Origin of the sequence: Arthrobacter oryzae (genome assembly GCF_030812315.1) — a bacterium.
Taxonomy (GTDB): Bacteria; Actinomycetota; Actinomycetes; order Actinomycetales; family Micrococcaceae; genus Arthrobacter; species Arthrobacter oryzae_B.
The window spans coordinates 96,024-109,756 of record NZ_JAUSSM010000007.1; the positions used below are offsets into that span (position 1 = coordinate 96,024).

General features: G+C 65.9%; 14 protein-coding genes. 5 read left to right on the forward strand and 9 right to left on the reverse strand.

The genetic code is table 11. The annotated features are described in order from the left end of the window. Positions 1-3: 3 nt before the first annotated feature. Together J2S97_RS14925 and J2S97_RS14930 are read right to left on the reverse strand one after the other, a co-directional pair. Positions 4-513, reverse strand: coding sequence for a carboxymuconolactone decarboxylase family protein (locus J2S97_RS14925; protein WP_307050728.1), 510 nt, complete (start codon positions 511-513; stop codon positions 4-6). Between the two features lie 257 nt (positions 514-770). Beyond that, on the reverse strand, positions 771-1,106 hold the full coding sequence (locus J2S97_RS14930; protein ID WP_307050729.1) for a hypothetical protein: 336 nt from the start codon (positions 1,104-1,106) through the stop codon (positions 771-773). 250 nt (positions 1,107-1,356) lie between these two features. On the opposite strand from J2S97_RS14930, the gene clpB reads away from it, so the two are divergent. Further along, positions 1,357-4,038, forward strand: a complete 2,682-nt coding sequence (gene clpB, locus J2S97_RS14935) for an ATP-dependent chaperone ClpB (protein WP_307050730.1) — start codon at positions 1,357-1,359, stop codon at positions 4,036-4,038. Positions 4,039-4,083: 45 nt separating this feature from the next. On the opposite strand, the gene J2S97_RS14940 is transcribed toward clpB, so the two are convergent. Next, positions 4,084-4,863: a septum formation family protein gene (locus tag J2S97_RS14940; protein WP_307050731.1), complete on the reverse strand. Its 780-nt coding sequence runs from the start codon at positions 4,861-4,863 to the stop codon at positions 4,084-4,086. Positions 4,864-5,143: 280 nt separating this feature from the next. Between J2S97_RS14940 and J2S97_RS14945 the strand changes: the two genes are divergently transcribed. After that, positions 5,144-5,377 carry a DUF3073 domain-containing protein gene (locus tag J2S97_RS14945; RefSeq protein WP_307050732.1) on the forward strand — a complete coding sequence of 78 codons (234 nt, stop codon included), beginning with the start codon at positions 5,144-5,146 and terminating at the stop codon, positions 5,375-5,377. 226 nt (positions 5,378-5,603) lie between these two features. Here the strand turns inward: J2S97_RS14945 and J2S97_RS14950 are convergent, their stop codons facing one another. Beyond that, positions 5,604-6,377, reverse strand: coding sequence for an alpha/beta fold hydrolase (locus tag J2S97_RS14950; RefSeq protein WP_307050733.1), 774 nt, complete (start codon positions 6,375-6,377; stop codon positions 5,604-5,606). A 251-nt stretch (positions 6,378-6,628) separates the two neighbouring features. On the opposite strand from J2S97_RS14950, the gene J2S97_RS14955 reads away from it, so the two are divergent. Both J2S97_RS14955 and J2S97_RS14960 read left to right on the forward strand, forming a co-directional pair. Then, on the forward strand, positions 6,629-7,423 hold the full coding sequence (locus J2S97_RS14955) for a VOC family protein (protein WP_307050734.1): 795 nt from the start codon (positions 6,629-6,631) through the stop codon (positions 7,421-7,423). After that, a complete protein-coding gene (locus J2S97_RS14960) occupies positions 7,420-8,286 on the forward strand; it encodes a VOC family protein (protein WP_307050735.1) in 867 nt (288 codons plus the stop codon). The genes J2S97_RS14955 and J2S97_RS14960 overlap by 4 nt, the downstream gene beginning before the upstream one ends. Before the next feature lie 79 nt (positions 8,287-8,365). Here J2S97_RS14960 and purM read toward each other — a convergent pair whose 3' ends face one another. The 5 genes from purM to uraD all read right to left on the reverse strand — a co-directional run bounded on the left by purM (position 8,366) and on the right by uraD (position 12,532). Further along, on the reverse strand, positions 8,366-9,529 hold the full coding sequence (gene purM / locus J2S97_RS14965) for a phosphoribosylformylglycinamidine cyclo-ligase (RefSeq protein ID WP_307050736.1): 1,164 nt from the start codon (positions 9,527-9,529) through the stop codon (positions 8,366-8,368). After that, positions 9,526-11,184, reverse strand: coding sequence for an amidophosphoribosyltransferase (gene purF / locus J2S97_RS14970; protein ID WP_307050737.1), 1,659 nt, complete (start codon positions 11,182-11,184; stop codon positions 9,526-9,528). Before purF ends, purM begins: the two co-directional genes overlap by 4 nt. Positions 11,185-11,231: 47 nt before the next feature. Further along, positions 11,232-11,582 carry a hypothetical protein gene (locus J2S97_RS14975; RefSeq protein WP_307050738.1) on the reverse strand — a complete coding sequence of 117 codons (351 nt, stop codon included), beginning with the start codon at positions 11,580-11,582 and terminating at the stop codon, positions 11,232-11,234. Between the two features lie 114 nt (positions 11,583-11,696). Further along, a complete protein-coding gene (uraH, locus tag J2S97_RS14980) occupies positions 11,697-12,038 on the reverse strand; it encodes a hydroxyisourate hydrolase (RefSeq protein WP_307050739.1) in 342 nt (113 codons plus the stop codon). After that, positions 12,035-12,532 carry a 2-oxo-4-hydroxy-4-carboxy-5-ureidoimidazoline decarboxylase gene (uraD, locus tag J2S97_RS14985; RefSeq protein WP_307050740.1) on the reverse strand — a complete coding sequence of 166 codons (498 nt, stop codon included), beginning with the start codon at positions 12,530-12,532 and terminating at the stop codon, positions 12,035-12,037. Before uraD ends, uraH begins: the two co-directional genes overlap by 4 nt. A gap of 666 nt (positions 12,533-13,198) precedes the next feature. Between uraD and J2S97_RS14990 the strand changes: the two genes are divergently transcribed. Next, complete coding sequence (locus J2S97_RS14990; protein WP_307050741.1) at positions 13,199-13,390, forward strand: methyltransferase domain-containing protein; 192 nt, start codon at positions 13,199-13,201, stop codon at positions 13,388-13,390. The last annotated feature ends 343 nt before the right edge of the window (positions 13,391-13,733 follow it).

The following is a 13,733-nucleotide window of genomic DNA, read 5'->3' on the forward strand; positions in this document are numbered from 1 at the left end:
CTCCTAACGCGCCTCGGATTCATCCTTGGCTTCCCGCCGCACGGGGTGCTGGCTGGTGATGGACACGCGGTTGAAAGCGTTCATGGTGATGACCAGCCAGCTCACAGCCGAATACTCGGCCGCATTCAGGTGCTGCCGGGCGTAGCCGTCCTCGCGGTCCCGGGTGTGGGCGTCGGGCAGGGTGGTGATGGACTCGGCCAGCGCCAGGGCCGCGCGTTCCTTCTCGGTGAACAGGGCGGTGTCCCGCCAGGCTGCCAGAACGGCGAGTCGCTGCGTTGTTTCACCCTTCTTGAGGGCATCGGCAACGTGCATGTTCAGGCAGTAGGCGCAGCCGTTGATCTGAGAGATGCGGACGTTGAGCAGTTCGGTGAGCGCCCTGCTGATGCCGGCTTCGTCGGCGGCTTCCCGTGCCTTGAGGCCCAGCCCGTTCAGTGCGCGCCAGACGGACGGGCTCTCCTTGTCGATGAAGATGTGCTGCGTGGTGGGATGGGCGGCTTCGCGGGTCTGGTCCATGGCTCCCAGAATACTCACCACACTATGACAACTCTTGTCATAGTCGTGACGCCTCGACGAAAGCATTGTAGTGTTTTCAACGGATCGCCCGCCCGCCCCGCGGCGGGCGGCGGTCCGCCAAAGAAATCTCTGTGCGGAGCCGGGCAACAATGCGCCGGCCGCCCGCACCAGCCGGAGGGCGGTTCCTTGGGGGAACCGCCCTCCTGCATGTTCGCATTGTTGGCCGGAGCGGGGGATGCCGCCCCGCAAGGCCGGCCCTACGTTCCGGGCATGTCCAGTGCCTCGTACGTCCGTATGCTGGCGCCGGGCAACATGAGGTGGGGATGGCCCTCCAGCAGGGCGAGTGCGCCAGCCATGTCTTCGGCCTGCAGTACGCTGTAGCCGCCCACGATGCTCTCCGCGTCTGTGACGCCGGTACTGGTCACTTCCTTGCCTCCGCCCAGTGGTGTTCCGAGGTCCGCCAGGCCGTCACCTGCCTTGTCGGCCCATTGCATCCACGCCTTCATGCCTTCCTGGGCCGCTTCGGGCGAGCTCTCCGCCATAAGTTCCTGTGCTGACTGGGTTGCGATGTAAAGAACTACAAACTTCTTCATGAGAGGTCCTCGTCTTTAGTGGCTTGCGGTTGCGGGTGCATCACCCGTCCGATTCACAGGCTCGAGCCTAGGCGGAACGTTCGTCCGGGTCTACGGGCTGGAGCGGAATTTCGCGCCCGCCGGTGACGGGGCCGATCGCCCCTAGACAGCCATTTCGCCGTCGGCAAACATGGACCCTAAGGCGCATCCGTCAAAGTTGAGCGTTGTACACTCAACTTTAAGAGTTGATCTATCCCGAAAGGAGCTCTCTTTGGACGCCAAATTCACCACCAAGAGCCAGGAGGCTCTTTCGGCGGCAGCCATGAACGCCTCCACCGCAGGAAACCCGCAGGTTGAGCCGGCCCATTTGCTTAAGGCACTTATGGACCAGCGGGAGGGTGTCGCCGTCGCGCTACTCCGCGCCACCGGCGCGGATCCGGACGCCGTCAGTGTCCAGGCCAGCACCGCCATCAAGGCACTGCCCGCGACGTCGGGAGGCTCCACGCAGCAGGCCCAGCTGTCCCGGCCCGCGCTGCAGGCCATCCAGAACGCCAAGAACGAAGCTGACAAACTTGGCGACACCTTCGTGTCCACCGAGGTCCTCCTGCTGGGGCTCTCGGCCGGAAGCGACGCCGTCGGGCGGTTAATGCGCGACGCCGGCGCCTCCCATGAGGCGCTCCTCGCTGCCCTGCCGGGTGTCCGCGGCGACCGCAAGGTCACCAGCCCGGATCCGGAAAACACCTTCCAGGCCCTGGAGAAGTTCGGCACGGACCTCACCGCGATGGCACGCTCGGGCAAACTGGACCCGGTGATTGGCCGCGACACCGAGATCCGGCGGATCATCCAGGTCCTGAGCCGCCGCACCAAGAACAACCCCGTCATCATTGGCGAGCCCGGGGTGGGCAAGACGGCCGTCGTCGAGGGCCTTGCCCAGCGCATCGTCGCCGGCGATGTCCCGGAAAGCCTGCGCGGAAAGACCCTCATCGCCCTGGACCTCGCTTCGATGGTGGCGGGAGCCAAGTACCGCGGTGAATTCGAGGAGCGGCTCAAGGCCGTCCTGGAGGAAATCAAGAACTCGGACGGGCAGATCGTCACCTTCATCGACGAGCTTCACACCGTGGTGGGTGCAGGCGCCACCGGGGACAGCTCCATGGATGCCGGCAACATGCTCAAGCCCATGCTGGCCCGCGGCGAACTGCGCCTGATCGGCGCCACCACGCTGGACGAGTACCGCGAGAACATCGAGAAGGATCCCGCCCTGGAACGCCGCTTCCAGCAGGTCTATGTAGGCGAGCCCAGCGTGGAGGACACCATCGGCATCCTCCGCGGCCTCAAGGAACGCTACGAGGCCCATCACAAGGTCGCCATCGCAGACTCCGCCCTCGTGGCCGCCGCCACGCTGTCCAACCGCTACATCTCGGGACGCCAGCTGCCGGACAAGGCCATCGACCTGGTGGACGAGGCCGCCTCGCGCCTGCGCATGGAGATCGACTCCGCTCCGGAGGAGATTGACCAGCTGCGGCGCCAGGTGGACCGGCTGACCATGGAGGAGCTGGCCTTGGCCAACGAGAAGGACGCCGCCTCCGTAGAGCGCCTGGCCGCCCTGCGGGCGGACAAGGCGGACAAGAAGGAGGCGCTGGCCGCCCTGAATGCCCGTTGGGAAGCCGAGAAGGCCGGGCTGAACCGCGTTGGCGATCTGAAGGCAAAGCTGGACGAGCTCCGCTCCAAGGCGGACAAGGCCCAGCGCGAAGGCGATCTGGAGACGGCGTCGCGGGTGCTGTACGGCGAGATTCCCGCGCTGGAACACGAGCTGAACGCTGCAGCTGAGGCAGAGTCCGCACGGGTGGCCGGCGGTGGCGCCAAGCAGGAGCTCATGGTGGCCGAAGAAGTCACCGCGGACGATATTGCCGAAGTGATTTCCGCCTGGACCGGCATCCCTGCCGGACGCATGCTGCAGGGCGAAAGCCAGAAGCTGCTGCACATGGAAGAGGAGCTCGGCAGGCGGCTGATCGGCCAGTCGAAGGCTGTGGCCGCCGTTTCCGACGCGGTCCGCCGTGCCCGCGCCGGCATCAGTGACCCCAACCGGCCCACGGGTTCGTTCCTGTTCCTCGGACCAACCGGCGTAGGTAAGACGGAGCTGGCCAAGGCACTGGCTGATTTCCTGTTCGACGACGAACGCGCCATGGTGCGGATCGATATGTCCGAGTACGGCGAGAAGCACTCGGTGGCGCGGCTGGTCGGAGCACCTCCGGGCTATGTGGGCTACGAGGAGGGCGGCCAGCTGACCGAAGCCGTCCGCCGTCGGCCCTACTCGGTGGTCCTGCTGGACGAGGTGGAGAAGGCCCACCCTGAAGTCTTTGACATCCTCCTGCAGGTGCTCGACGATGGCCGCCTCACCGACGGCCAGGGCCGCACCGTGGATTTCCGCAATGCCATCCTGGTGCTCACCTCCAACCTGGGCAGCCAGTTCCTGGTGGACCAGTCGCTGGACGCGCAGGCCAAGCGGAACGCCGTGATGGCCACGGTGAACGCCTCCTTCAAGCCGGAGTTCCTGAACCGCTTGGACGAAGTGGTGCTGTTCGACGCCCTGACTTTGGATGAGTTGGCGAGGATCGTGGAGCTGCAGGTAGCCGAGCTCGGGAGGAGGCTGCACGAGCGCAGGCTCTCCCTGGAGGTTACTGACGGTGCCCGCGCCTGGCTTGCCATGTCCGGCTTTGATTCGGCCTACGGCGCGCGACCGCTGCGCAGGCTGGTCCAGCGCGAAATCGGCGACCGCCTGGCCAGGGCCATCCTCGCCGGCGACATCAACGACGGGGACACTGTGCTGGTGGACACCGCGGCCGACGTCGACGAGCTCACCATTGAGGGGCTTGAGGCCCTGGCGGATCCCGACCCCGGCGCCCCCGCCGGCAGCGGACTGTCAGTGCGGCGGAAGAGCCAGGGCTCGGCTTAGCTTAGGGGACGGGGCCTCAGGGCGTGGGATCCGGGGAGATAAGCCTCAGGGGATGAGGGACTCCATGATGATGTTTCCCTTGTCCGCTGTGACATAGCAGTCCACCCGCCGGTCGCCCTGCTCCCAGCTGGTGTCGCTGGGGTAGGCATTGCGTTGCATCAGGACGTAGTTGGCCACGGCGTCGGTCAGTCCGGCGCCCTGGCAGATTTCGCGGCCCTTTTCCCGCAGCGCGGCAATGCCCGGGTACGAGTCCGATTCCGGGTACCGGTGCACTGCAACCAGCTGTGCCGAGTGGCCGGTGGTGCAGGGCACCACCCGGGATTCAGTAGCTTCGGGGTCGAAATTCTCGAAGCAGTCGCCCAGCTGATAGTCCAGGGCGCCCACGCCATCGAGGGGAAGCTCACCCCTGGTTGCCTGAGCGGACGGGGACGCTGAGTCTGTCGTGGCCGGTGCCGGGGTCTGGTTCGCGGCCTGCTGGGTGCCACTGGCGATCAGGGCGGCCACCCACCAGGCGAGCAGGCCCAGGACAACCAGCCCCGCCACCACGAATCCGGCCTTCAGCAGGGTCTGCTTCGACTCAGCCGCCGGGGTGTCATCGGCCGGGGTGTCTTCGGGCGTACTGTCATTTGCCGGGGCGTCAGCCGCCGGAGCAGCACCCGCCGGGGCGTCCTTGGGCGGGGGGCCGGCCGGAGCGGCCGGCGGCTGGACGGGCAGGCTGCTGGTCGGCGGCCGGGCAGGGGGAGGCGGCACGACTGGCGGCATTCCGGGTCCCGGGGTCGGTTTCGGGTTCCCTTTGCTGTTGCCTGTTTCGTTCTCGTCATTCACGTGAGGATTCGCCCTTCCGGCGTCTTTTTGCTCGGCGGACCACCGTGGATGCGGCCGCTGGCGTGGAGTCGCTCAAACGACTCTACCGAAGAAAATCGGCAGGCCAATATGGCCGGGACCAGCACAAACGTGGCAACACTGCTCCGGAGGTGCCCAGCCGGGGAGCAGTTACCGCTGAAAGCATGTAATCTAGGTGTACGACAAATTGACCAAACATTCCGGGGCCTCACTAACGCCAATGGTGACCACCTCCGGTCCGAGTACAAAAGGGGGTCACGCCATGGGGCGCGGCCGTCAAAAGGCAAAAGCTACCAAGCAGGCTCGGGATATTAAGTACTATTCCCCGAACACTGACTACTCTGCGCTTCAGCGTGAGCTCAAGAGCTCAGAGGGTCGTGCACCGAGCCGTTTCTCGAGTGAGCCGGTTGAACCGGATTATTCGGCTTATGTGGACAAGTACGCGGATGATTTGGAAGACGACGACGACGAGGTAGACACCCGTCGAATCGGCTAGTTGTCGCCCGCTGAACCTGCCGTAAGGCAATCAGTGGCGTGCCGCCGTCGTACTTTTCACCACAGTGGCCCGTACGACAAGTCGGCTCTTCTTTCCGGCACCCCGTGTGCTGACTTCAGTTATCAGGCCCGTCAGGGCATGCCGGTTTCCGGTGTGCCCTGACGGGCCTTTCTGCTGTTAAGCGCTTGCTGTCATCCGTCTGCTGTGTCCGCGCCGGTCGTCCTCGCTATGCACGCGCGCGCCGAATCGGCATAAGCGTCCGGGGCGGGCCGGAGGCAACCAAAAAGGCAAGGATAAGGCGGTTGAGGGCCGCCGGCTGTTCCAGCGGAAGCCCATGGGAGGCGCCGGGAACCACGGCCAGCTGACCCTCCGGGAGGGCTTCGTACAGGGAGACAGTGTGGGGCAGCGCAACCAGGTCGTCGTCGCCCGTCACCACGAGCACCGGTTGGCTGATGTGGGCGATGTCAGCCGTTGTAAGGGTGGGCTCCGACCGGAACATCCTGAAGCTCTTGTTCATGACGACTTCCAGGTGGGCAGCCCCGTCCGGCGATCGCGCGACATAGGCCTCGCCTAGTTCTTCCGGCACAGGCGAATCAGGGTCCGTCTCCGCAGGGACGGTTCCCTCGAAGTGGTAATTGGCGCCTACGACCACGAGTTTGCGCACCAGGTCCGGGCGGCGGAGCGCGACCAGCAGCGCAATGATGCCGCCGTCGCTCCAGCCGACAAGGTGGGCCGGGCCGCCCACCACTGTCTCGAGTACGCCTATCGTCTCGTCCGCCATGTCCGCGTAATGGAAGTCGGCATCGGTATCCGCGGTATAGCCGTGGCCCCGGCGGTCGAAGGCTACGACCCGGAAAATTTCCGACAGCCCAGGGCCGATGCTGTTGAGCAGGTCATCGCTGTTACCCAGGCCTCCGTGCAGCAGCAGCAGGGGCTCGCCGTCGCCGCCGCGGTCATCCACCCAGGTCGGGTGCCCGTTGATGTCCACGGTGCTGGCCATGGAACACTCCATTCCGGCAGTCGGTCGGCGGTCGTTCGGCAGTCGGTCGGCGGTGATTCGGCGCGCCGTCGGCGGCGACGGACCGTCTTTGCCGCCATTGTCCTCCAGCGATGCCCGGCGCTACAACATGCCGGCGACGGCACCGGCGGCGATGTTGTCAGCGCTGTTGTCAGTGTCGGAGCCCCGTACTAGGTTGATCGTGGGCTGTTCCATTGACGGGTCCATTCGCGGTCGGAGGGGATTGGTTTTTCATGCCGGAAGTTGAGAGCTACAAGCAGGGCGCACCGTGTTGGGTGGACCTCTCTGCTAGCGACATCGAGGCGGCCAGGGAGTTCTATTCGCAGCTGTTCGGCTGGGAGCTGGACGCCATGCCCACGGGACCCGACATGACGTACTACATGGCCAGGCTGCAGGGCCGCTACGTTGCCGGCATGATGCAGCAGATGCCGGACACCGCGGCAACCGGGGTGCCGTCGTACTGGGCCAGCTACCTTGCCGTGGACAATGCCGACGAAGCAGCCGCCAAGGTCGCTGAGGCAGGCGGAACCGTGCTGTATCCCGTGGATGACGTGGAGAACGGCAGCGGACGGATGTTCTTCGCTGCGGATCCCACCGGCGCCCAGGTGGGCTTCTGGCAGGCCGGGTCCCACATCGGGTCCGGGTTGGTGGACGAACCCGGCGCCCCGGTCTGGAGCGAGCTGCAAACGAACGACGTTCCGCGGGCTATCCGGTTCTACGAGGCCGTGACCGGCTGCACCACGGAGACCGCACCCGCTGGCGAGCTCAGCGAATACACCAATTTCATTGTGGACGGAAAGCCCGTGGCCGGAGCCTTGAAGCAGCCAATGGGAGGGGTGCCGTCTTTCTGGATGACCTACTTCAAAGTCGAGGACGTGGACCTGGCCGCGGCCCGTGTAGCCGACCTCGGCGGCCAGATCCATGTGCCCGGGTTCGACGTCCCGGGGGTGGGCAGGCTGGCCGTCCTGACGGACCCCAACGGCGCGGCGTTTAGCATCATGGCTGCCGAAAGCGCAGGCACACGATGACCGGACGCACCACTTTCAACGCGGGCGAGATCTGCTGGACAGACCTGCAGACCAGGGATGTGGAGGCCGCCAAGGCTTTCTACGCCGCGGTTTTCGGTTGGCGTTATGAGGACCTGCCCACGCCGGACGGTCGGAGCTACGCGAAGGCGTATCTCGGCGACGACCTGGTCACTGTCATTGCGCCGCAGGACCCCCAGCAGGAAGCCTCCGCCACTCCGGGGCAGTGGAACATCTACTTTGCCGCCGCTGATGCCGGCGCCATTGTGGAGGAGACCCCGCACGCGGGCGGCACCGTGGAGTTCGGCCCGGAAGAGGTTGAGGACACTGGCGTGATGGTCTTCGTGGCGCCGCCCGGAGGCGGCACCACCGGAGTGTGGCAGCCGGGAACCCACACCGGCGCCGCCCGGTACAACGAGCCCGGCGCCCTTGCCTGGGCGGAGCTCCTGACTCCCGAGCCGCAGGCGGCCGTCGCCTTCTTCCAGCAGCTGTTCGGGCATGAGGTCACCGAATACCCGCAGGACGACGGCGGTACGTACACCACGCTGATGGTGGACGGCGCGGAGGTGGCTGGAATCGCACCGCTGCCGGAGGAGGACGAAGACGAGGACGAAGCGGAGTTTTGGGGTGCGGAGCCGGAGTATGCCACCGGGGACGAAGCGGAGCCGGACGAGCACGCACTGCAGACGGGCTGGCAGGTGTACTTTGGCGTCTCCAGTGTCGCGGACGCCGTGTCGACAGCGGTGGCTGCGGGCGCCGTCGTCCTGATCGAACCGGAGGGTGGCGGCAGCGATGACGAGGAAGCCGGAAGCGTGGCCACGCTGAAGGATCCGCAGGGCGGGGTGTTCAGCGTGCTGGAGGTCTAAACAGATCGAGTGCTCCGCAACTGCCATTATGAACCTGCTTAACGGCGGTTGCGGAGCACTCGATGAGGTTTAAGGACCCTTAGGCGTAGGCGTTCACCAGGCGGACTGCGCCGCCGTCGACACCCTTGGCGCCCTGGACGTAATCCGGGCCGGTCTTGACGATGGAGTCCGAGTTCTGCTCGACGATGCCCATGATCCAGGACGGCAGGCCGCGGTCGTTGAGGCGGTTCACGGCGGCGTCGGCAGCTTCGGCCGAGACGATGGCCACCATGCCCACGCCGAGGTTCAGCGTGCGCTCGAGGTCGGCCAGCGGGACGTTGCCCAGTTCCGAGACCAGCTTGAAGATGGCGGGCAGTTCCCACGTGGCGCGGTCAACGGTGGCAATGAGGCCCTGGGGGAGGACGCGGGCCAGGTTGGCCGCGAGGCCTCCGCCGGTGACGTGGCTGAAGCCGTGGACGGCCTGGCCGGCCGCCGAGCCGCTAACCGGGAAAGTGCGGGCCAGGTCAAGGCAGTCCGCGGCGTAGACGCGGGTGGGCTCCAGGAGTTCCTCGCCCAGGGTGCGGCCAAGTTCCGAAACCTGGCGGTCCAGTGCCCAGCCGGCGTGGTTGATGACGCGTCGGACCAGGGAGTAGCCGTTGGAGTGCAGGCCGGAGGATGCCATGCCGATCACTACGTCGCCGGCACGCACACGGTCCGGGCCCAGCAGTGCGTCAGCTTCGACTACACCGGTGGCGGCGCCGGCGACGTCGTACTCGTGCTCGCCCAGTAGGCCCGGGTGCTCGGCGGTTTCGCCGCCAACCAGGGCGGTGCCGGCCACGGAGCAGGCCGCTGCGATGCCGCGGACGATGTCCGCGATGCGCTCCGGGACAACCTTGCCGCAGGCGATGTAGTCGGTCATGTAGAGCGGTTCGGCGCCAACCACCACGATGTCGTCCACCACCATGCCCACGAGGTCGAACCCGATGGTGTCGTGGATGTCCATGGCCTGGGCGATGGCAACCTTGGTGCCCACGCCGTCGGTGGACGTGGCCAGCAGCGGGCGCTTGTACGTGAGGAGCCTGGACACGTCGTAGAGGCCTGCGAAGCCGCCCACTCCACCGATTACCGAGGAATTGTGGGTGGCCTTGACGGCGTCCTTCATCAGTTCAACGGCGCGGTCGCCTGCTTCGACGTCCACGCCGGCAGAGGCGTACGTGATGCCGCGGGCTGAGGAGTTACCGGCGGCGGGTGATGCGGAAGTCATACGGACTCTTTCTTGTCAGAGGTCAGACGGTCAGCGTCGGTCAGCAGGTTCTCAAACTCGGCGTCGGGCCCCGGGTCGCAGCCCGTGGCGCCGGCCTTTTCGGCCGGGTCCTCGCTGTCTTGGAGGGGGGACGCCGCCAGTGCCGCCGTTGCGACGGGGAGGGCGACGGGCGACGGCGTCAGGCCGCCGAGGTCCGTGCGCTCCAGCAGGTTCTTGCCGAGCTTGTCCGCGCCGGGCAGCTCGATGGGGTACTTGCCGGTGAAGCAGGCGGTGCAGAGACGTTCGCGCGGCTGCCGCGTGGCGTCGATCATGCCGTCTTCGGAAATGTAGGCGAGCGAGTCGGCGCCGATGGCCTGTGAGATTTCCTCGATGGTGGCGCCGTTGGCGATCAGCTCCGCGCGGGAGGCGAAATCGATGCCGTAGAAGCAGGGCCATTGCACGGGCGGGGAGGAGATCTTCACATGCACGGATGCGGCGCCGGCTTCGCGGAGCATCCGGACGATGGCGCGCTGGGTGTTGCCGCGGACGATCGAGTCATCCACCACCACAACGCGCTTGCCGCGGATCACGGACTCGAGGGCGTTGAGCTTGAGTCGGATGCCCAGCTGGCGCAGCGTCTGAGAGGGCTGGATGAACGTGCGGCCCACGTAGGAGTTCTTGACGAAGCCGTGCGCGAAGGGGATGCCGGATTCCTCGGCGTAGCCCACGGCGGCGGGAGTGCCGGACTCGGGCACCGGGATGACGATATCCGCTTCCTGGGTGTTTTCGCGGGCCAGTTGGCGGCCCATCTCCACGCGGGATTCGTACACGGAGCGTCCGGCGATTGCGGCGTCCGGACGGGCGAGGTAGACGTATTCGAAAACGCAACCCGCCGGCGTCGGCTCCGCAAAGCGCTGGGACCGCACGCCGTCTTCATCAATGGCGATGAATTCGCCGGGCTCGATCTCACGGATGAAGCTTGCGCCCACCGTGGCCAGGGCCGACTGCTCGGAGGCGACCACCCAGCCGCGCTCCAGCCGGCCGAGGACCAGCGGGCGGATGCCGTAGGTGTCGCGTGCCGCGTAGAGGGTACCTTCGTCCATAAAGACGAAGCAGAAGCCGCCCTTGATCTTGGGCAGCAGCTCTATGGCGGTCTGTTCGAGGGACTTGCCCTCTTCGCCCTCCAGCAGTGCCGTGACCAGGGCGGTGTCCGAGGTGTTGCCCTGCTTCATTTCGCCGCTGAGCTGGCCGCCGTTGCGCTCATTGATCATGGCGTTCAGCTCGGCGGTGTTGGTGAGGTTGCCGTTGTGGGCCAAGGCCACGGTGCCCGTGGCGGTGGCGCCAAGGGTGGGCTGGGCATTGGCCCAGTGGCTGGCGCCCGTAGTGGAATAGCGGCAGTGGCCGACGGCCAGGTGCCCGGTCAGGGTGTTCAGCGTGGTCTCGTCGAAGACCTGGGATACGAGGCCCATGTCTTTGTAGACGTTGATCCGCTTGCCGTCGCTGGTTGCTATGCCAGCCGACTCCTGACCGCGGTGCTGCAATGCATACAGCCCGTAATAGGTGAGTTTTGCTACTTCTTCACCTGGTGCCCAGACCCCGAAGACGCCGCAAGCGTCCTGAGGGCCTTTTTCGCCAGGGAGAAGATCATGAGAAAGTTTTCCATCGCCGCGTGCCACTGGTCGATTATCTCACGTGATGGGGTAGGACTTTTCCGGTCGCCCGTTTATGACTGATTGCCGGCAGCGGTGCCGTTGCCGGTGCCTTCGGCCGGATCGCTGCCGGACTCGGTCTCCGGGACGGCTTCGACGACGGCGTGCTCGGCGCGCCTGACGCTGAGCCTGTCCAGCAGGAGCGCAACAACGGCGCCCAAAATCACGCCGCCGGCGCCGAAAAGAACCATAAAGAAGCCGAAGACGGAGCTGGGCTCGTAATTCGGGTCCCCGGGCAGTGCAAACGCAATGACTGCCGCCACGATGATGCCCACAAGGCCGCCCAGTATGAGGAACGGCACGTATTTGGGCGCCCGGCGGACGGTGATTTCGCGCCGCTCGGCGGGGGTGTCTTCAGAAGCCATGCCTTCTAGCCTACTGCCCCGCGTTTTTGTCCACATAATGCGCCTTTGGGGCGCGTTTGGTCGCGTTATGTGGACAAAACTCTCTGGGCGTCGTGGGATCGGGCCTGTTGGGAGTTAGCTGCCGCGGTACGTCGAGTAGGCGAACGGGCTCAGGAGCAGGGGCACGTGGTAGTGCTCACCGGCGTCGGACACTGCGAACACCAGGTCCACCTCCGGGAAGAAGGTGGCCGTGCCCAGGCCCTCATAGTAGGCCCCCGTGGCGAAGTTCAGCCGGTATGTCCCGGCGGGGAGGAGTTCCGGGCCCAGGTCCTTCGCCCGGCCGTCGGCATCGGTGGTGCCGGAAGCAACGAGGTTCCAGCCGCCGCCGTCGCGCGCGTAAAGCTCGACGGCGACGCCGGCGGCCGGGCGCCCGGCCCCGGTGTCCAGGATGTGGGTGGTCACCTGTGAAACGGTCATTCGCTGATCACTCCTTCGAGCCGGAGCAGGGCGATTTCGCGCAACTGCTGGGCCACTATGGCGTCTTCCTGGTCAGGGGTGTGGGTAAGGCGTTCGTGTAGCGCCGCCAGGATTTCCGGGGCCGTGCGCCCGGAGGCCCGAATCAGGAACACCCGGCCGAATTTTTCCTCGTAGGCGCGGTTGCCCTCGGCCAGCGCGGCGCTCACGTCCTCGTCCGCCGGATCCACCCCGGCCTGCTCCGAACGGGACATGGAGGCCTCGGTGGTGGAGGCCGTGGGTCGTTCGCCGATTCTTGGATGGTGGGCCATGGCGGACTCCACCTCGTCCGATGTGAACGGGGCGGCGGCGTCGCGGGCGAAGTCCAGCAGGGCCTGGCTGCTGGCGAACGGCCGGGCGTCCGCGATCTGGTCCACCCAGCGCTGGACATCAATGCAGGGGCGAAGTGCCGCGGTGACTTCCGCGCGGTCCGCCCCGTTGAATACGGCAAGCTGCATGCTTGTTCATCCCTCGTGCAAATGCTGGCATCCATGGCGTCGGCTATGCGGAAAAGGGAGTGCCCCGCTGTAGTGCCCGCCGTGGCTCATGCCTGGCCGCAACAGTCGTTCTACATTCCGCATCATGGAACTGTTATTTCAGCATGCGTAATAGTCAACCGGAAATCAACGGTTGGTGTCAAGAGACTACCGCACCCCTCACACGGCGGATCGGCTGCGCTAGACTCCTGCGGGGTGGCTTTGCACTGCGACTATCGAGGCCTTTGCGCTGATGCCCTGCGCCAACCCCTTTCCTCGCCGACGAGTTCGACCTCCGCCTCGGGAACATCTGGCTGAACACGGCGGCCTATGCGGCGATCGTGTCGCTGCTGTGGGTCATGGTCCGGACCAAGTTCCTGTTCTTCATCACCCCCACCGGACGCTCTCTCACTTCCTGCGGCCCAAGTCCGGACGCTCTCTCACTTCCTGCGGGAGGGCCGCGCAATTCGTTGTCCCGGAGGGTGGGGCGGAGCGGACTGCTGCCCACTCACGAGCAAAGCAAACGGCTATGGCAACTGATTCAGAGCAGATCAGGGACCAGCAGCGTGAAACCTGGGCAGCTGTTCCACCGGCTGGAAGAGGTGGGACGACGACGTCGTACGGTGGCTGGCACCCTTCGGCGAGGCCATGATCGGCCAGGCGGGCCTGAAACCGGATTCGCAGGCGCTGGATGTGGCTGCAGGGACCGGCGAACCCGGCCTCATCGCGGCTGCAAAGGTGTCCGAGGGAAGCGTCACGATTACGGACCTGTCCGAAAATATGCTGACGGTGGCCCGCGAAAAGGCCGCGGCCGCCGGCCTGGAGAATGTTCGCACTTAGGTCAGCGAAGCCGCGGCCCTGCCTTTTGAGGACCGCCGTTTCGATGCCGTCCTGTGCCGCCCCGGGATTTATGCTGAAGGCCTTTGCGACGCCGGCCTCACCGACATTAGTGAGGAGACGCTGTCCGTGGACATGGTCCACGAATCCCCTGAGCGCTACTGGGAATTCATGACGGACGTCGCTTCCGCAGTTGTGTCCAGCCTGGCCCAGACGGACAGTGGCCCGCGCGATCTCATCCGGACACAGGTTCTGGATGCGGCACGGACTCATGAACGCACGGCGCAATCCGGCTATCGTCCGCTGCCACGATCGTGGTGGGAACGGTCCAGCCACGCGAGCCAGA